Source organism: Pseudomonas sihuiensis (assembly GCF_900106015.1).
Classification (GTDB): Bacteria; Pseudomonadota; Gammaproteobacteria; order Pseudomonadales; family Pseudomonadaceae; genus Aquipseudomonas; species Aquipseudomonas sihuiensis.
Window position 1 is genome coordinate 1,373,503 of sequence record NZ_LT629797.1, and the last position, 18,546, is coordinate 1,392,048.

The window sequence follows — 18,546 nt, forward strand, 5'->3', positions numbered from 1 at the left end:
GTTTTTCTGCCCTTTGCCCCCTCTGATCAAAAAGCCTGAACTTCGACTTGGCGGCTCCCCTCACAACTTGAGAACGCCATTGTCGAGGAGAAAATCATGCGAGCCATCATTCCCGGCCTTCTGGTCGGCGCGCTGGCAGCCGGCGACGCACTGGCTGAAGCCTGCTACGTCAGCGCCCGGACTTCCAGCGATGCCATTGCCGAGGTCGCACAGGAGTTCTGCTACGAATTCACCGGCATGGACGAGGGTGCCATCGACTGGTCGTGCCATAACGAATCCGATGACATGCTCAACACCGATCAACGCAAGGTAGCCAGTTGCGCCGAGGCCAAGCTGGGCACATGCGAAGCCGCACTGACCCAGGAAACCCTGGCCAACTACCGCTCCGGCGATGATGACCGGGGCGAGCCGCGCCCGTCCGTGCCCAACGAGGCCAAGGTGGTCACTCACTATTATCAGGCGGGCGACCTCAAGCAGGTACGCATCGACTGTGAAAGTGCCGGCGGCACCTGGCGGGATCGATGATGGGCGTTTACCAAGGCCTGCTTCTGCTACCTGGCACCGCTCAGCACATGGCCCATGAGCGGATGGTCCAACGCCAGCTCGGCGAGAAACTCGCCGAGCTGCTCGGTTGCCCCTTCCTCGGCCCTTGTCAGCCGGGCACGCAGATTCGCGGACGTCACTATTTTCTGCCGGAGGACACTCTGGTCGGCGATGTCAGCTCGCTGGGCATCGACGGGCCGGACGATTTCTTTGGCGGCCAGGTCGAGCATGCCTTTCTGGCCACCAAGGCCATCAGTCACCCTGCCCTCGACGCACCGCGCCACTTGCCTGTGGGTTGGTCCGAGCGTTTCTCCCGGCAGGTCGAAAGCGTCACCTTGCGGGGCTTCAGCGTCTTTGCTCTGGAGGATGCTACCGAAGCCGGTAAACGCCTGTTGCGCGACGGGCCGATTCGCCTGAAGCCGGTTGCTGGCACCGGCGGCCGAGGCCAGCAGGTGGTGCGCTCCCATCCTGAGCTGGAAAGCGCGCTGGCGGCGCTCGATGAACAATGTGTGCGGCAGCAGGGCCTGGTGCTGGAGGAGGACCTGCAGCAGCCCGATACCTACAGCGTCGGCCAGATTCGCGTGGCAGGCGTCACCCTCAGTTACCACGGTACCCAGCAACTGACTGACGGCGGTCACGGCAATCAGGTCTACGGCGGCTCGCGCCTGACGCTGGTGCGCGGCGACTACCTGGCCTTGATGACCCTCGATCTGCCGCGCGCCGTGCGCCTGGCCGTGCAGCAGGCGCGCATCTTCGAACTGGCGGCGCTGGAGGTCTATCCCTCCATCCAGGCATCACGGCGCAATTACGACGTGGCACAAGGGCTGAACGCGCGGGGCCAGTCGCGCAGTGGCGTACTCGAGCAATCCTGGCGCGTCGGCGGAGCCAGCGCGGCGGAAATCTTCGCCCTGGAAGCGTTCATCAAGGACCCGCAGCTGCAAACGCTGCAGGCTTCGACCCATGAGTTCTATCAGGACGTACCGCCGCCGCCAGGCTCCATTTGCCTGTATCAAGGTCAGCACAGTGAGGACGGCCCGCTGGCCAAATACGTCAAGGTCGGGCCGCTATGAGTGCGAGCAGCCAGAGCCTGGACATTCTGGTGGGTGACCAGCATATCGCCGGCACCCTGCTGACCCCATCCAACAAGGTCCCCGGCGTGCTTTTCGTGCACGGTTGGGGCGGCAGCCAGCAACGCGACCTGGCCCGCGCCCGTGGTATCGCCGGGCTGGGCTGCGTGTGCCTGACCTTCGACCTGCGCGGGCACGAACGCAACGTCGAGGCGCAGGAGCGCGTATCGCGCGAAGACAACCTGGCCGACATCCTCGCCGCCTACGACCTGCTGGCCGCGCACGAGGCGGTCGACCCCGAATGCATCGCGGTGATCGGCACCAGCTACGGCGGCTACCTGGCCACCCTGCTCAGCGTGCGGCGCCCGGTGCGCTGGCTGGCCCTGCGCGTGCCGGCGCTGTACTGGGACGAACAATGGCAGTTGCCCAAGCGCCAACTCGACGTTGCTCGGCTGGCCGAGTACCGCCGCACGCCGCTGCGCGCGCAGGACAATCTGGCGCTCGGCGCCTGCTCCGAGTTTCGCGGCGACGTGCTGCTGGTGGAGTCCGAGCATGACGACTTCGTCCCGCACACCACGCTGATGAGCTACCGCAATGCCTTCGACAGGGCCCATTCACTGAGCCATCGCACCATGGCCGGTGCCGACCACGGGCTCAGCGAGGACCGCCACCAGCAAGCCTATACGCGCATCCTGATCGATTGGGTCAGCGAGATGGTGGTTGGCGCACGGATAGGCGACTACCCGCACCACCTGGTGCGTTATTCCTGAATCGCTGCACCTCGATGCTGCGGTTCGCCCTGGGCATCTGCCCACCTAACCTGCAACAGGAGATCGACGATGAAAATCAGCAAGCTTATGACCCGCAACGTCCGTACCCTGGAGCCAGAGCGCAGCATTCGTGAGGCCGCCACGCTGATGGCCGATATCGACAGCGGTGCGCTGCTGATCAACGAAGGTGACCGCCTGATCGGCATGATCACCGACCGCGACATTGCCGTACGTGCCGTTGCTGCGGGCCTGGACGGCAACACGCCGGTACGTCAGGTGATGAGCAGCAACGTGCGTTATTGCTTCGACGACGAGGACGTCGAGCATGTGGCCGCCAACATGGCCGATATCCAGGTACGCCGGCTGCCCGTGCTCAACCGCGAGAAGCGCCTGGTGGGTGTGGTTTCGCTGGGCAATATCGCCTCCGGCCACAGCAGGATGGCCAACGACACCGTGCTGCGCGGCGTGACCTCTGCGCACTGACCCCACCCTTTGTGGGAGGGGCTTTAGCCGCGATTGCCGTTAAAGCCCCTCCCACCACGAGTCCGGCGCCTTGTTGGCCGGAAGCAGAATCATCACGCCAAGGCACACCTCGCCCTTTGTGGGAGGCGCTTCAGCGGCGACGCTTATTGCGCCGGTCGCAGAATCAGCGCACCCAGAGGAGGCAACTGCAAATTCAGCGAATCGGATTGGCCGTGAGCGGTCATCTGCTCGCTGTGTAGCTCACCCTCGCTGCCGGCGCCTGAGCCGCTCCAGCAACGGTCATCGGTATTGAGCAGCACCTGCCAGCGGCCCGCGTGCGGCACGCCGGTGCGGTAGCCGTCGAGCACCTGCGGGGTGAAATTGTGCACCACCAGCAACGGCGCACTGCCCTCGCCGCCCTTGCGCAGCCAGGCGAATACACTGTTGCGCGCGTCATCGCCTACCAGCCACTGAAAACCGCTGTCCTGGTCGTCGAGACGGTGCAACGCCGGCTCTTCGCGGTACAGGCGATTCAGCTCGCGTACCAGCGCCTGGGCTGCGGCATGCTCGGGGTACTGCAGCAGGTACCAGTCCAGTTGCTGGTCGTGGTCCCATTCGCGCCACTGGCCGAACTCGCAGCCCATGAACAGCAGCTTCTTGCCCGGGTGACTCCACATCAAGGCGAGGAACAGGCGCAGGTTGGCGAATTGCTGCCAGCGATCACCGGGCATGCGCCCGAGCAGCGAGCGTTTGCCGTGCACCACTTCGTCATGGGAGATCGGCAGGATGAAACGCTCGGAGAAGGCGTAATGCAGGCCAAAGGTGATCTGGTGGTGATGGTGCAGGCGGTACATCGGGTCCTGCTGGATGTAGCTCAGGCTGTCGTTCATCCAGCCCATGTTCCACTTGTGGCTGAAGCCCAGGCCGCCCTGCTGCACCGGCCGACTGACGCCAGGCCAGGCGGTAGATTCCTCGGCGATCATCAGCGCGCCGGGCACTTCGCTGCGCACCACCTCGTTGAGATGCTGGAGAAATTCGATGGCCTCCAGGTTCTCGCGGCCACCGTGGCGGTTGGGAATCCACTGCCCTGCTTCGCGTGAATAATCGCGGTAGAGCATCGACGCCACTGCATCCACGCGCAGGCCGTCGACGTGGTATTCGCGCAGCCAGTACAGCGCGCCGGCCAGCATGAAACCGTGTACCTCGGTGCGGCCGAGGTTGTAGATGCAGGTGTTCCAGTCCGGGTGAAATCCCTCGAACGGGTGCGCGTACTCGTACAGCGCGGTGCCGTCGAACTCCGTCAGACCGTGAGCGTCGTTGGGGAAATGCCCCGGCACCCAGTCGAGAATCACGCCGATGCCGGCGCGGTGGCAGCGATCGACGAAGGCAGCGAAGCGCTGCGGGCTGCCCAGGCGTGCAGTCGGCGCGAACATCGACAGCGGCTGGTAGCCCCAGGAGCCGCCGAACGGGTGCTCCATGATCGGCATCAGCTCGATATGGGTGAACCCCAGGTCCTGTACGTAGGGAATCAGCCGGTCGGCCAACTCGTCCCAGTCCGGTGCGTGATCGTCCTGCCATTGCCAGGAGCCGGCGTGCAGCTCGTAGATCGCCAGCGGTGCCTGCGAAGCATGGCGCTGCTCGCGCTCGCTCATCCACTGCTGGTCCTGCCAGGCGAAGGCTTCGCCCTGTGGCACCTTTGAAGCGGTGGCCGGCGGCACCTCGGTGGCTTGCGCCATGGGGTCGGCGCGCAGCGGCAACACGCCGTGCGGGCCGAGAATTTCGTATTTGTAGCATTCGCCGGGCTGCAGCCGCGGGATGAACAGCTCCCACACGCCCGCCGGGTAGCGCAGACGCATGGGGTGGCGGCGGCCGTCCCAGCTGTTGAAGTCGCCGACCACCGAAACCCGCCGCGCATTGGGCGCCCACACGGCGAAACGTACGCCAGGCACGCCTTCATGTTCTACCGGTGCCGAGCCCAGGCAGCGCCACAGCTGGCGGTGGTTGCCTTCGGCGAACAGGTAGAGGTCGGTGTCACCCAGCAGCGGGCCGAAGGCATAGGGATCTTCGGTTTCCTGTACGTTGCCTGGCCAGTGGATGCGCAGGCGGTAGCGCTGCGCCTGGGGCAGTTGCAATTCGAACAGGCCCTGCGGGTCGCTGCAGTGCATGCGCCCTAGCGGCGAGCCGTCGCTGGCCAGCAGGTCCACCGCGTCGGCACCGGGCAGCCAGACCCGCACCAGGCTCTCGGCACCCTGCGGGTGTGGGCCAAGGAAGCTGAACGGATCGCCGTCTTCGGCGCACTGCAAGCGCTGCACTCTGTTCTGATTCAAGGTCGCACTCCTGGCAATTGCTTAGCGAGATCCACCAGCCCCTGCAACGGGACATCGATCCAGTCGGGGCGGTGGCCGCTTTCGTAGACGATTTCATAGACAGCTTTTTCCAGGCAGAACAGGTCGAGGGCCGCGCCTTCGCCGTCGCGTTCGTGCCATTCGTGGGGCAAGCCGTTGGTGGCCAGACGATAGGCATCGAGAAAGGCACTGCACGATTGCTCGCGGTAGCGCGACACCACGTCGCGAACTACCTGCTGGGCGTCCGCCGCGCCTTCCACGCCGCCGGCGTTGCGCTGCGCCACGGCGGCCGCGTAGTCGAAGGAACGCAGCATGCCGGCGACGTCCTTGAACGGGCTGTGGCGCTGGCGGCGCTCTTCCAGTGAGCGGTTGGGCTCGCCCTCGAAGTCGATGATGTAGGCATCGCCCTGCACCACCAGGACCTGGCCCAGATGCAGGTCGCCATGCACGCGTATGCGCAGGCCACCTGCGGCCTGTGTTGCCGGGCGGGTGACCGCTTCCAGCAAGGATTTTTCCCGGGCCAGCAGCCAGTCGGCCTGTTTCGCAGTCGCCGGGCTCAGGGCGTCACGCTGACGGACCAGGGCCTGCAAGGCTTCCTGCAACTGCGCTGTGATGGATTTGCCCCAGCGGGCGCTGTCGCGCTCGCCGCTGAGCTGATAACCGAAGTCGGGACTCTCCACCGGCCGCGCCAGTACCGCATGCATCTCGCCGACGCGTGTGCCGAGCACGCCGGCGAACTGCTGCAGTTCGCCCAGTGCGTCGACATCGGGAGCGGCGGTGCCGCCGACCAGTTCATCGCGGATGGCACGGTCGAGGGTGTTGAGCGTCCATTGCCAGGCGTCGCCCTGATTGTCCAGATAACGCTGCATCACCATCAGGGTATGAGGCTGACCGTGCTCGTCGACCCGCACCACCTCGCCAAGAAACGGCGCGACATTGGCGTAGCCGTGATCGGTCAGGAAACGCCCCATTTCCACCTCCGGGTGGATACCGGGGAAGCCGCGGCGCAACAGCTTGAGCAACAGCTGCTCGCCAATCAGCACCGAGCTGTTGGACTGCTCGGCCGAAAGCAGCTTGAAGTCGTTCTCGTCGACACTGTCGAGTGCCAGCAGCGCCGTCTCGGTGCGGAACTGCAGTTCGCCGCCAGCGCTGCGCAGCACCGCCTGTTCACGCAGCAGGCGCAGGACCTGCTGGCTGAACTGCGGCAGGCTGAAGGCGTCGGTCAGCAGCTCGACGTGGCGACCCCGGCGCAGCCGGGCCAGCGCCAGTTGCTGCGGCAGATCGTTGCCCTCGGCGCGTTCCGGTACGGCGGCCAGCGGCAAGCGGTAATGCTCGACGCCTGTTGCCCCCGTCACCTGCACCTCGGCCAGCAGCGGCGCATTGGCATCGTCGCCAAGCGGCATCGCGTACAACACGCTAACGGCCGGGCGCTGTTCACCCGCGAACCAGCGGCGCTTGGGCAGATACAGCGGCAGCGACTCGCGCTCCAGCGTCTGCCGCGCGCGCCCATCCATCACTTCGCTCAGGGCGCGACCCAGCACCAGGGTCTGCAACTCCGGCATGCGCTCCACCGGTTTCAGGTGCCAGCTGGGCATTTGCGAGGCGTCGGCCAGGTAGAACCAGTAGAAACCGTACGGCGGCAACGTCAGCAGGTAGGTGAGCTGACCGATGGGGGGGAACGAGGCGCCGCCGATCATCTCCACTGGCACCCGGTCGCGATAGTCGGCCAGTTCCAGCTCGACGGCCTGGGCCGCACTGGACAGGTTGGCCACGCAGAGGATCTGCTGCTCGCTGCCATCCTCGCCGTGATGCATGCGTAGGTAGGCCAGGATGCGCCGGTTGCTCGGCGTCAGCATCGTCAGCGAGCCACGGCCGAAAGCCTTGTGCTGGTTGCGGATGGCGAGCATGCGCCGCGTCCAGTTGAGCAGCGAATGCGGGTCGCGCGCCTGCGCCTCGACGTTGATCGTCTGGTAGCCGTACAGCGGGTCCATGATCGGCGGCAGTACCAGACTGGCCGGATCGGCGCGGGAGAAGCCGCCGTTGCGGTCCACCGACCACTGCATCGGCGTGCGTACACCGTCGCGGTCGCCGAGGTAGATGTTGTCGCCCATGCCGATCTCGTCGCCGTAGTACAGCGTCGGCGTGCCGGGCATCGACAGCAGCAGGCTGTTGAGCAGCTCGATGCGTCGCCGGTCGCGCCCCACCAGTGGCGCCAGACGCCGGCGAATGCCCAGGTTGATACGCGCACGACTGTCGGCGGCGTAGTAGTTCCACAAGTAGTCGCGCTCGTCGTCGGTGACCATTTCCAGGGTCAGCTCATCGTGGTTGCGCAGGAAGATCGCCCATTGGCAATTGGGCGGAATCTCCGGCGTCTGGCGCAGGATGTCGGTGATCGGAAAGCGGTCTTCCTGGGCGATGGCCATGTACATGCGTGGCATCAGCGGGAAGTGGAACGCCATGTGGCATTCGTCGCCTTCGCCATGCTCTTCACCACCAAAATAGGGCCGGGTATCCTCCGGCCACTGGTTGGCCTCGGCCAGCAGCAGGCGATCCGGATAGCGCGCATCCAGTTCGGCGCGGATGCGCTTGAGCACCGCGTGGGTCGCCGGCAGGTTCTCGCTGCTGGTGCCGTCACGCTCGATCAGGTACGGGATGGCGTCCAGGCGCAGACCATCGACGCCCATGTCGAGCCAGAAGCGCATCACCCCGAGCACCGCTTCGAGCACCTTGGGGTTATCGAAGTTGAGGTCCGGCTGGTGCGAGTAGAAGCGGTGCCAGAAGTACTGGCCGGCTACCGCGTCCCAGGTCCAGTTGGACTTCTCGCTGTCGATGAAGATGATCCGTGTGCCGGCGTATTTCTCGTCGCTGTCGGACCAGACGTAATAGTCGCGCGCCTTGGAGCCCTTCTTCGCCCGGCGCGCGCGCTGGAACCAGGGGTGCTGATCGGAGGTGTGGTTGATCACCAGTTCGGTGATCACGCGCAGGCCGCGCCGGTGCGCCTCGGCGATGAAGCGCCGGGCGTCGCTCAACGAGCCGTAGTCAGGGTGCACGTCGTTGTATTTGGCGATGTCATAGCCGTCGTCACGCCGTGGCGAGGGATAGAACGGCAGCAGCCAGAGGGTGTTCACCCCCAGTTCGGCGATGTAGTCGAGCTTGTCGATCAGGCCCTGGAAGTCGCCGATGCCGTCATTGTTGGCATCGAAGAACGACTTCACATGGACCTGGTAGATCACCGCGTCCTTGTACCACTGCGGGTCGTTGAGAAATGTCTTGCCGACGCTGCGCTTGGCCATGGTGTTACTCCGTTGTTCAGCGGGCGGTCTGGATTCGCCAGATGCCGAAAGGCAGGTGCCAGGGTTCGATGCGCATCCACTGCACCTTGCCGTGCCAGGTCCAGCGGTGGCCATTCATCAGGTCTTCACCCTGCAGGTCGGCATCGTCAGGCAGGCCCAGCTCCCACAGCGGCAGCTCGAAGTGCGCTTCCTGGGCGTGATGCGGATCGAGGCTGACGGCGACCAGGATGAAGTTGCTCAGATCGGCCGTGCGCTTGCCGAAGTAGAGGATGTTGTCGTTCCACGCGGTGTAGGCCTGAAAGCCCAGATGGGTCTGCAGCGCCGGGTTCTCGCGGCGGATCTGGTTGAGCCGGGCGATCTCGGCGTTGATGTTGCCCGGCGCCTGGTAGTCGCGCGGGCGCAGCTGGTACTTCTCCGAATCGAAGTACTCCTCCTTGCCTGGCACCGGCTCGGCCTCGCACAGCTCGAAGCCCGAATACATGCCCCACAGCCCGGAACCCATGGTCGCCAGCGCGGCGCGAATGAGAAAGCCGGGCCTGCCGCTGCGCTGCAGGAAATAGGGGTTGATATCCGGGGTGTTGACGAAGAAGTTCGGCCGGTAGCAATCGCGCCAGGGCGGCTGGTTAAGCTCCTCGAAGTAGGCCTGCAGCTCGGCCTTGGTGTTGCGCCAGGTGAAGTAGGTGTAGCTCTGGCTGAAGCCGAGCTTGCCCAGGCGCGCCATCATGGCCGGGCGGGTGAAGGCCTCGGAGAGGAAGATCACCTCGGGGTGGCTTTCACGTACATCGGCGATCAGCCATTCCCAGAACGGCATCGGCTTGGTGTGTGGGTTATCGACGCGAAACAGTGTCACGCCTTGCTCCACCCAGCCCAGCACCACATCGCGCAACGCCAGCCACAGATCCGGCATTGCCGCTTCGGCGTAGAACTCGACGTTGACGATGTCCTCGTACTTCTTCGGCGGGTTCTCGGCATGGCGAATGCTGCCGTCCGGGCGCCAACTGAACCAGCCGGGGTGCTGCTTGAGCCAGGGGTGATCGGGCGAGCACTGCACGGCAAAATCCAGCGCCACTTCCAGGCCGTGCTCACGCGCCACACGCACCAGTTGGCGAAAGTCCTCGAGGCTGCCGAGCTGCGGGTGCACGGCGTCGTGGCCGCCCTCCTCGCTGCCGATGGCATAGGGGCTGCCAGGGTCGTCCGGGCCGGCCTTGAGGCTGTTGTTCGGCCCCTTGCGGTGCGCCCGGCCGATGGGATGAATCGGCGGGAAATACAGCACGTCGAAGCCCATTCGGGCGATCTCGGGGATGCGTGCGTGCACGTCGGCGAAGTTGCCGTGGCGCTGCTCGTCGCCCAGCGAGCGGGGAAACAGCTCATACCAGCTGGCGAATTCGGCCAGGCTGCGCTCGACATCCAGCGGGTAGTTCGGCGTGCGCAGCAAGTGCGGACGATATTCGGCGCGGCGCATCAGTTCATTGACGGAGGGATCGATCAGCACCGCTTCGCGCTCGGCCTGCGATTGTGAGGCCTCCATGCGTTCGATCAGCGCCGCCAGCTCGCCGCGCAATTCTTCCGGGGCCTGCGCGGCGATGCACCGAACCAGCTGCGCGCCCTCCTGCAGTTCGAGTTCCACCGGCACGCTGGCGCCGAGCTTCTTCACCAGTTCCTGGCGGAAGCTGGCGTAAACGTCCAGCCAGGCCTCGATGGCGAATTCGCCGCGGCCCTGCTGATCGATGCACAGTGTGGCGCTCCAGCGATCATTGCCCAGCGCCTGCATCGGCGCGCGCTGCCAGGTGGCCTCGCCACTGGCACGCCACAGCAGGTCGGCGGCCAGTTGCTCGTGGCCATCGCTGAAGATCACCGCCGTGACCGGAAACTCCCGACCACACAGGCATTTGCTGGCGAAGCGGCCACCTTCAATGATCGGCTGTAGCGCTTCGATGGCGAGCCGAGGCTGGGCGATGGCATGGGTGACGGTCTGGTCGGCATATTGCGGGGACGGCATCGTTCCTGGCTCCTCTACGCCTGGCAGACGTGTTCGAAGGGATTGGCGGGCAGGTTTGCGACAGCGCGCGAAGCGCTGCACCTGTCAGAAATTCCGAGGTGGAGGCAGAGGTAAAAGTTCAGGCAGTTTTTGCCCGTTCACCGGGCTAACGGGCTATTGCCTGTCGCTCGGCTTCTCATCGGCCTGGTCGTCCGGCTTGGTCCTGGCGCCCGGATCGACCAGCAGCGGCATGAGGTGCAGCACCACCAGCACGATCACCGTGGACAGTACGGCGGTGGCCTCGCGCCCGAGCCCGACCGCCACGCCGATGGCGGCCGAGGCCCAGAGACCGGCTGCAGTGGTCAGGCCTTTGACGTCGGATATGTTCTGGCCTTTGAGGATGGTGCCGGCGCCGAGAAAACCGACACCGGCGGCGATGCCCTGGATCACCCGGCTCATGGCGTCGGCTTCGGCGCCGTCCTGCTCCAGCGCCATGACGAAGATCGCCGCGCCGAGGCACACCAGCATATGCGTGCGCATGCCGGCGGCCTTGCCCATGACTTCGCGCTCGTAGCCGAGCAGGCCGCCGAGGAACATGGCCAGAATCAGGCGCAACGTGGCGCGGGTGATGTGCTCCACCTGGCCAAGGTCGGAAAACTCCTGCGCCAGGGTCGTGAGAATTCGTTCGAGTACGTCCATCGTCGTTCAATCTCCACGGATGCTTTGCATCTGAGCGAATCCGGCACGCAGAGGTTCGGGTCATCGTCACCGCCGGTTATCCGGAACAGGGAACCTATGCCCCAACGGGCATTCACTTCTCTTGAAGACCCAAACCAACCGGGAGAACGCTCATGCCCCGTGGCAGCAAAGACAAATACACCGCCAAGCAGAAGCGCAAGGCCGAGCACATCGAAGATAGCTACAAGGCCCGCGGTGTACCTGAGGACGAGGCCGAAGCGCGTGCCTGGGCCACGGTCAACAAGCAGTCCGGCGGTGGCGACAAGTTTGGCGGTTCCGGGCAGAAGACCAGCGCGGCCAACAAGGAGGCTGCACGCAAGTCCTCGGCACGGCGTGCAGCCGCTACCCGTGAAAGCACACCCCGCCCCGGTCAGCGCCTGGAAGCGATGAACAAGACCGAGCTGATGGAGCTGGCGCGCAAGCGGGATATCGCCGGGCGCTCGCGCATGCGCAAGGAGGAACTGCTGCAGGCGCTGCGCAAGGCCAGTGCCTGAGAGGGGCTGCTGTTCACGCGATCAGTGCCCTCGGCCCTCTCCCCCAGCCCCTCTCCCATGGATGGGAGAGGGGAGCAAACGCGTGCCTCCAGTGAACAGCATTAGCGCCTAGGTAGCCTGTTCGCGCTCACGCTCCATGCGCTCGCCGCAATCGCAGCCTGGGCTGTGGCACGGGACCATGCCCTTGGGATGACGCTGCATGCAGGCTTCGCAGCAGTAGAGCAGATCATCTCCCGCGACTTCGTGGACCCACTCCCGGGACTCGACCGCGCAATCGCAATGCGGGCAGGCGCAGGTTCGTGCATTCATGGCTTGCGCTCCTCGTCGGTGGGTACCACTTCATCGGTCCAAGGCTTGCCGTCGAGGGGTGCCGAGCGCGCCAGCTCCGCCTCGTCGAGGCCGAAGCCACCACCGACCTCATTTTCGTCGACCACACTGAACTCTTCATCGAGGGCGCCATCGCCACCGCGTTCCAGCGGCGAGCGCGCACCGCTGTCATCGATCAGCGTATCCGGGCTGAGATCGTCGAGGCTGACGTTGTCCTCGTGCTCACTTTCGCCGAGCGTCGCGGCGCCGGTCAGGCCGATTTCATCCTCTGGGTTGGACGATGGACGCGCGGTCGGCTGCAAGGTGGGATCGCCGGTGCCGAGGCTGTCTTCCTCATCGCTGAAGTCCAGCGTCTGTTCATCGATTCGTTCCGCGGTGGGTCCTGGATTTGTATCTTTCATGGGATGCCTCCTTCGAACGATATAGGCCGCGCATGGCGACGGCGCAGATGCGCCATCGCCCGTACGCTCGGTTCAAGGCGAAATCGGGTCGCTGGCAGGAAAGGTTTCCTCCACCGCATGATCCAGCCGGTTTTCCTGGCGCCCTTTCACCCGTTCCATCTCCTTTTGCAGTTTCGGTAATGCCGCGCGCAGATCGGCCACGCATTCTCGCAAGCATTCGAGTTCGCTCTTGGGGTCGCTGATCATTCCCTTGACCACGCAGTGTCCGCTGATCCCGCGCTGCAGCAGCGCGGCGCCACCAAGGGCCTTGAGCACACCTGAGGTGCCGCCCTGGCAAAGCCCGGCGACGATGGCGGTGGCGCCGGTGGCGAGTGATACGGCACGTTCCAGACGATGAACGTTATGGGTCAGTGACATGGCGTTTCTCCTTAGCGTTGGATGACGCAGCCAATTGCGGCTCACGTGAGGTTTAGAAAGGCAGGTGCACGGCAAAGGTTCAGGCTATTTGCCGAATGTCCTGCAGGGCGGTCTGCTGCATCAGCCTGTCGACCACATCGAACAGGGCTGCGCGATGATCGGCGCCGCCACTGCGGGCACGGCGGTAGGTGGCGAGCTGCATCTCGGCGCTGCCGCCGATCCGCGCCAGCTTGCGTGCGTGGGTCATGATCCAGCGTTCGTCAGGTGCAATCTGCTCGCCGATGCAGGCCAGCACTTCGTCCAGCCAGGCGGCGAATGGCAAGGTGCTCTGACTACGTGGTTCGATGAACAGCCCACGCAGGCCGCGGCGCTTGGCGCGCCAGCGGTTTTCCAGGGTAAGGATGCGGGTCAGCGGATCATCGAACCAATCATGGTGAGGCGCGTCCAGGGCATGGCCGAGCATGGCGCGAAACAGCCCGGCGATGCACAGGGCATCGTCCAGACGCGGGCAGGCATCGGCGATGCGCAGCTCCAGGGTAGGGAAGCGCAGTGACGGGCGGATGTTCCACCACAGATTGACGGCCGAGCCGATGCAGTCGGTATCGGTCATTACCTTCAGGTAGCGCTGGTACTCGGCGTCATCGCGAAAGTGATCGGGGATGCCCATGCGCGGCCACTCATCGCAGACCGCCTGGCGGTAGCTCATCAAACCGCAGGGCCGCCCATCCCAGAACGGCGAGGACGCGCTCAGACCCAGCAATAACGGCAGCCAGGGCGTCAGCCGGTTCATCAGGCGAATGCGATCGACGCCCTCGGGCACACCGACATGCACATGCAGGCCGGCCAGCACGCTGCGGCTGGCAACGATCCGGTAGTCATCGAAAATCGCCCGGTAGCGCGCCATGTTGGTCGCCTGCACGCTACGCCACTGCCCCAGCGGATGGGTGCCGGCAGCGAGGATGCCGCAGCCCAACTCGCTGGCCAGGTCGGCCATGGTCGTACGCGCCTGGCCAAGACAGTCGCGCGCCTCGTCGAGACTGTTCAACACCGGCGTGACCACTTCGAACTGTGCGGCGAACATCTCTCGCGTCACCCGCTGGCCCAGCGCGCGACGACTGGATATGGCAAAGGCCTCGACCCCACGCTGCGCCACGCAGCGGCTGGCCAGGTCAGTCAGAAAGTACTCTTCCTCGATGCCGAACGTGCTCGCTGCCATGACTCACCTGCTCCCGTGGTTCCTGTAGTTGAGGGCATCCGGCAGGCGTGAGTTCAACCTCTTTGCTCACCCGTTGGGCGGCGAAAATTCAGTGGGAATCTTTGTTCGGATCGGCCGCTCCTATGCAACACATCGCCTTCTTATAGATGGACTTATTCAGGAGATCTGCCCCATGTCGATTGCCAGTTTCATCGACAGCCCCGGCGCCCAGCGCATTTCGTTCGCGCCCCTTTCAGGGCCTTTTCAGAGTCTTTATCAGCAACTGCTGGCTGAGCCCGAACCGGGCCACCCGCAGGCACGTGAGTTTCTGCTGGAGTGCTTGCAGGAGGTGGCGGAGCTACCCTGCGAACTGCCGCAAAGCCCCTATGAACTGGTGGCCTGGTCGCAACATCAGCACCAGCGTGTGACAGCGGACTACGCCGACTATCTCGCGGGACGACGCGCAGGTGAAGGCCGGCGTTATTTCCCGCGCAAGGCCGATGCCCTGCACTTTGTGCGCGCCGTGGCACCGACGAAGCTGGTCGACGGCGCCTGGCTGTACGGTGTTCTGCCCCACTGGCGCGACTATCGCGTGTATCCGCTGGTGCGCACCTACCTGGAAGAGCTTGGCGACGGAGTCGCGGCGCAGAATCACGTGTTGCTCTACCAGCGCCTGCTGGCCAGCCAAGGCTGTGAGGATGCCCTCGAACTGGATGATGAGTTGTATCGCCAGGGCGCCATCCAGCTGGCGCTGGGCCTGCTGGCCGACGAGTTCCTGCCCGAAGTGATCGGCTACAACCTCGGCTATGAACAATTGCCGCTGCACCTGCTGATCAGTGCCTTCGAGCTGAACGAGCTGGACATCGACCCCTACTACTTCCAACTGCACGTGACCATCGATAACGGCTCCAGCGGTCACGCCGCCAAGGCCGTTCAGAGTGTGCTGACCAATCTGCCGCGTGTCGGCGACGCCCAGGCGTTCTACCAGCGCGTGCTGCGCGGCTACATGCTCAATGAGCTGGGTGTGGGCTCGACGGCCGTGATCGACAGCTTCGATCTGCAGCAGCAGTTGCTGCAGATGTTCGAGCAAAAGCGCGCGGTCGCCAGCCAGGTGCATTCCGACTACTGCCGTATCGAAGGACGCACGGTCAATCAATGGCTGGGCAGCTCCGGCAGCGTGGCGAACTTTCTCCAAGCACTGCAGAACAGCGGTTGGATACGGCGCGACACGGACCCGGCCTGCAGCCGCTTCTGGCGCCTGATCCAGGGGCCAGGAGCCGCCATGTTCGGTGTGTTCAGCCCCTATGAGCGCCAGCTGCTGCATGACTGGATTGCCGGTAGCTGGCAGCCGGAGGCGCCGGCGAAACCCTTCCGTCCGCGGCGCAAGCCTCAGGCCGCACTCGCGCTGGCGGGCAGCGCGCAGCATGGCGAGCTGGACCGCGAGCGCCGCGAGTTGATCCAGGAGCTGCAAGGCATGGACGCCTATCGCCGCGAATCTCGCCTGATCGGCCTGCAGGCGCCAGCGCAGCATTGGTCCAGCGCCGGCCTGGCAGCCACCCGTACTTTCGCGGCGCTGATCCAGTAGCCGCCCTGCCCCTGGAATCCACTCATGCTCGAACCCACCTTCAACGCCCCCCAGAGTCTCGCCCTGCTGCGCCTGGGCACGCTTTTACGTGCACGCGGTTATCGCTTCGTCACCCCCACACCACTCACCCATCAGCGCGTCAACCAGCGTCCGGGCAATGCCCTGGCCAGGGACTTGCGCGACGTCTTCGGTTGGAGCCGACCCTTCGCTGAAGGCACGCTGGACGAGGAAATCCTCGAGAGCATGCGTGAGGCCGAGGTGCTGCAGCCTCACGCGCAAGGCTGGATCAGCCAGGTGCGCTGGTCGACCCTGGGCGACGGGCTCTACGTGCACTCGCGTTTTCCCACGGAGGAAAGCGACGCAGTGTTCTTCGGCCCCGATACCTACCGTTTCACCCGCCTGCTGCGCGATTACCTGGCGCACACCAACCAGCCGCTGCGGCGCATCGCCGATATCGGCTGCGGCGCTGGCCCTGGCGCTATCACGGCAGCGCAGCTACGCCCGGGGGCAGAAGTCATGGCGCTGGATATCAACCCCAGAGCACTGGCCCTGACCGCAGTGAATGCGCGCCTGGCGGGCATCTATAACCTGCGCGTACAGAGCAGCGACCTGCTACGGGATGTGGACGGGCAGTTCGACATGATCATCGCCAACCCGCCCTATATGCTCGATCCGCAACAGCGTACCTATCGCCACGGCGGCGGCAAGCATGGCGCCGGACTGTCCTTGGCGATCTTCGATACGGCAATGCAAAGACTCGCGCCTGGCGGCACGCTGTTGCTCTATACCGGGGTGGCGATCGTTGACGGTGAAGATCCTTTGCTCAATGCCATTCGCCTGTCGCTGGGCGATACGGGTTGGGACTGGGACTACCAGGAAATCGATCCGGATGTATTCGGTGAGGAGCTGGAAAAACCGCAGTACGATCAGGCCGAGCGGATCGCCTGCGTGGCGTTGCGCCTGAGCTATCAGCCCAATCTGCGCCAGCGCTAGCAGGCCGTTGAAAAACTGCCTCGGCTTTGGCTTCCTGCGTCGCTCTACCTCCTGCATCCATGCAGTCGTGCGTTGGCAATACTGCGTTAAAAATGGCCTCGCGTGCGAGCCCAGTCAAAATGCTCATTTACAACGCGTAAACTGCGCTTTTTCGGCCATTTTTGCCTTGTCTTGCCTGCCTCGCCTACGTTCTTCAACGGCCTGCTAGACCGATGCCCGCCTTGCGCAAGCATCGGCCCGGTGATGCTCAGGCCGCCTTGGCTTGGGCGTTGCTCTTGAGCGACTTGCGCAGCACTTCCATCGACTGCCCCAGTTCCTGCAACTGACGTTTGCTCAGCAGCTTGCTGGCCTGGGGGAACATGTCGCGTTCCTCTTCCTCGATGTGGTGCTCCAGCAGCTCCTTGAGCACCTTGACTCTGCCTGCGAACTCGAGGGTGGATGGCGAGGTTTCCTTGATGTCGGGCAATACCAGCGCTTCTACGGCGCGATGCTCTTCCTTGGCCTCGATGGCGAGTACGGCGTCGTCCTTGCTGCCGGCGCGCCTGAAGGCCGGATAGAAAATCTGCTCTTCAAGCTCGGTGTGAATCTTCAATTCCTGCTCGATCTTGAGCAGCAGTTTCTTGCGCGTCTGCACCGCGCGCTCGGTGGTGTCCTCGAGCTTGCTCAGCAGCTCCTTTACGGTTTCGTGATCCTTTTTCAGCAGTTCGATGGCATTCATCGTTTTGCTCTCCTCAGGTCTACCAATCACATCGGTAAAAATGCCAGGACCCGCTAAAAGCGGGCCCTGGCATGACGATCACGACTCGCGACCGCTTTGGCTTTTCTGACCACCTTTACGCCCGGCTTCAGCTGCTCTCTGACGGTCGTTGGCGAAGTTGCCCCCGCTGTTGTGGCCACCTTTGCGGCCGGCTTCCGAAGCTTTTTGACGATCGTTTGCGAAGTTACCCGGATTTTTGCTGGTCGCCATTGCTGGTACCTCCTGATAGTTACTCGCGAGGCGTTATTGCCTCTACATAAAATGAGGCAGGCCCTGCCGCGAGTCGTTCAGGCTTTTTTTCATCAGCCGTTGACCACACTGCCGCCGTTGACATGAAGCATCTGCCCGGTGACGTAAGACGCATCGCTACTGGCCAGATAGACGAATGCCGGTGCGACTTCGGAGGGCTGGCCCGGGCGCCCCAGCGGTGTATCGGCACCGAACTCGGAGACTTTTTCGGCGCTGAAGGTGGACGGGATCAGTGGCGTCCAGATCGGCCCAGGTGCGACGCCATTGACGCGAATCCCACGCGGCGCCAGGTTGATCGACAGCGAGCGGGTGAATGAGGTGATCGCGCCCTTGGTCGAGGAATAATCGAGCAACATGGGGTTGCCCTTGTAGGCCGTCACCGAGCTGGTGTTGATGATGCTCGCCCCCGGCTGCAGATGCTCCAGCGCGACCTTGGTCAGATGGAACATGGCGAAAATATTGGTGCGGAAGGTCTGCTCCCACTGCGCCTCATCGAGTGACTCGAGGTTGTGCTCGGGATGCTGTTCGCCAGCATTGTTGATGAGGATGTCGAGGCGTCCCCACTTGGCGATCACGGCGTCGACCACGCACTGACAGAAGCTGCCGTCGCCAACGTCACCCGCCAGGGCGATGGCTTCGCCGCCGTGGCGCTTCACCTCGTCGAGGGTCTTCTGCGCGTCTTCATCCTCGTTCAGGTAAACCAAGGCGACCTTGGCCCCTTCCAGGGCGTAGTGCACGGCCACGGCGCGGCCGATACCGCTGTCGCCACCGGTGATGATCGCCACCTTGCCGGTCAGTTTGCCGGCAGCGCGGTAATCATCGTCGAGGTAGACCGGCTCAGGGTGCATGGCGTGTTCGACGCCGGGTTGCCGCTGCTGGTGCTGAGGCGGCAGGGTCTTGTCGTTCATCCTTCACTCCTCCTTTCGCTAGCG

Annotated in this window: 18 protein-coding genes; 7 read left to right on the forward strand and 11 right to left on the reverse strand. The window is 64.3% G+C overall.

The features are described from left to right. The first annotated feature begins 96 nt into the window (after positions 1–96). The 4 genes from BLT86_RS06495 to BLT86_RS06510 all read left to right on the forward strand — a co-directional run bounded on the left by BLT86_RS06495 (position 97) and on the right by BLT86_RS06510 (position 2,863). A complete protein-coding gene (locus BLT86_RS06495; RefSeq protein WP_092375457.1) occupies positions 97–525 on the forward strand; it encodes a hypothetical protein in 429 nt (142 codons plus the stop codon). After that, on the forward strand, positions 525–1,613 hold the full coding sequence (locus BLT86_RS06500; RefSeq protein ID WP_092380335.1) for a DUF3182 family protein: 1,089 nt from the start codon (positions 525–527) through the stop codon (positions 1,611–1,613). The genes BLT86_RS06495 and BLT86_RS06500 overlap by 1 nt, the downstream gene beginning before the upstream one ends. Continuing rightward, positions 1,610–2,380, forward strand: a complete 771-nt coding sequence (locus BLT86_RS06505; RefSeq protein WP_092375459.1) for an alpha/beta hydrolase family protein — start codon at positions 1,610–1,612, stop codon at positions 2,378–2,380. Before BLT86_RS06500 ends, BLT86_RS06505 begins: the two co-directional genes overlap by 4 nt. A 69-nt stretch (positions 2,381–2,449) precedes the next feature. Beyond that, positions 2,450–2,863, forward strand: a complete 414-nt coding sequence (locus tag BLT86_RS06510; RefSeq protein WP_017676868.1) for a CBS domain-containing protein — start codon at positions 2,450–2,452, stop codon at positions 2,861–2,863. Positions 2,864–3,006: 143 nt separating this feature from the next. Here BLT86_RS06510 and glgB read toward each other — a convergent pair whose 3' ends face one another. The 4 genes from glgB to BLT86_RS06530 form a co-directional block, all read right to left on the reverse strand. After that, complete coding sequence (glgB, locus tag BLT86_RS06515) at positions 3,007–5,169, reverse strand: 1,4-alpha-glucan branching protein GlgB (RefSeq protein WP_092375462.1); 2,163 nt, start codon at positions 5,167–5,169, stop codon at positions 3,007–3,009. Continuing rightward, complete coding sequence (gene treS, locus BLT86_RS06520; protein WP_092375465.1) at positions 5,166–8,480, reverse strand: maltose alpha-D-glucosyltransferase; 3,315 nt, start codon at positions 8,478–8,480, stop codon at positions 5,166–5,168. Before treS ends, glgB begins: the two co-directional genes overlap by 4 nt. Positions 8,481–8,496: 16 nt before the next feature. Beyond that, positions 8,497–10,479 carry an alpha-1,4-glucan--maltose-1-phosphate maltosyltransferase gene (locus BLT86_RS06525; RefSeq protein ID WP_092375468.1) on the reverse strand — a complete coding sequence of 661 codons (1,983 nt, stop codon included), beginning with the start codon at positions 10,477–10,479 and terminating at the stop codon, positions 8,497–8,499. A gap of 153 nt (positions 10,480–10,632) precedes the next feature. Next, entirely contained in the window at positions 10,633–11,157 is a 525-nt protein-coding gene (locus BLT86_RS06530) for an MgtC/SapB family protein (RefSeq protein WP_092375472.1), read from the reverse strand. A 152-nt stretch (positions 11,158–11,309) separates the two neighbouring features. Between BLT86_RS06530 and BLT86_RS06535 the strand changes: the two genes are divergently transcribed. Next, positions 11,310–11,690, forward strand: a complete 381-nt coding sequence (locus BLT86_RS06535) for a Rho termination factor N-terminal domain-containing protein (protein ID WP_092375475.1) — start codon at positions 11,310–11,312, stop codon at positions 11,688–11,690. 108 nt (positions 11,691–11,798) lie between these two features. Here the strand turns inward: BLT86_RS06535 and BLT86_RS06540 are convergent, their stop codons facing one another. The 4 genes from BLT86_RS06540 to BLT86_RS06555 form a co-directional block, all read right to left on the reverse strand. Next, positions 11,799–11,999 (reverse strand): hypothetical protein, encoded by a 201-nt coding sequence (locus BLT86_RS06540; RefSeq protein WP_092375478.1) that lies wholly within the window; start codon positions 11,997–11,999, stop codon positions 11,799–11,801. Continuing rightward, positions 11,996–12,418, reverse strand: a complete 423-nt coding sequence (locus BLT86_RS06545; protein WP_092375480.1) for a hypothetical protein — start codon at positions 12,416–12,418, stop codon at positions 11,996–11,998. The genes BLT86_RS06540 and BLT86_RS06545 overlap by 4 nt, the downstream gene beginning before the upstream one ends. Positions 12,419–12,490: 72 nt before the next feature. Further along, a complete protein-coding gene (locus BLT86_RS06550) occupies positions 12,491–12,835 on the reverse strand; it encodes a YgaP family membrane protein (protein ID WP_092375483.1) in 345 nt (114 codons plus the stop codon). A 79-nt stretch (positions 12,836–12,914) separates the two neighbouring features. Then, the gene (locus BLT86_RS06555) at positions 12,915–14,051 is read right to left on the reverse strand and encodes a carboxylate-amine ligase (RefSeq protein WP_092375486.1); all 1,137 of its coding nucleotides are present in this window, start codon (positions 14,049–14,051) and stop codon (positions 12,915–12,917) included. 172 nt (positions 14,052–14,223) lie between these two features. On the opposite strand from BLT86_RS06555, the gene BLT86_RS06560 reads away from it, so the two are divergent. Continuing rightward, positions 14,224–15,615, forward strand: a complete 1,392-nt coding sequence (locus BLT86_RS06560; protein WP_075747839.1) for an iron-containing redox enzyme family protein — start codon at positions 14,224–14,226, stop codon at positions 15,613–15,615. A 24-nt stretch (positions 15,616–15,639) separates the two neighbouring features. Continuing rightward, on the forward strand, positions 15,640–16,608 hold the full coding sequence (locus BLT86_RS06565; RefSeq protein ID WP_092375489.1) for a class I SAM-dependent methyltransferase: 969 nt from the start codon (positions 15,640–15,642) through the stop codon (positions 16,606–16,608). Positions 16,609–16,855: 247 nt separating this feature from the next. On the opposite strand, the gene BLT86_RS06570 is transcribed toward BLT86_RS06565, so the two are convergent. From BLT86_RS06570 to BLT86_RS06580, 3 genes are all read right to left on the reverse strand, one after another. Continuing rightward, positions 16,856–17,326 (reverse strand): hemerythrin domain-containing protein, encoded by a 471-nt coding sequence (locus BLT86_RS06570; protein WP_072423928.1) that lies wholly within the window; start codon positions 17,324–17,326, stop codon positions 16,856–16,858. Between the two features lie 78 nt (positions 17,327–17,404). After that, a complete protein-coding gene (locus BLT86_RS06575; RefSeq protein WP_074678329.1) occupies positions 17,405–17,575 on the reverse strand; it encodes a con-10 family general stress protein in 171 nt (56 codons plus the stop codon). 92 nt (positions 17,576–17,667) lie between these two features. Then, the gene (locus BLT86_RS06580) at positions 17,668–18,522 is read right to left on the reverse strand and encodes an SDR family oxidoreductase (protein WP_074678327.1); all 855 of its coding nucleotides are present in this window, start codon (positions 18,520–18,522) and stop codon (positions 17,668–17,670) included. Positions 18,523–18,546: the final 24 nt, after the last annotated feature.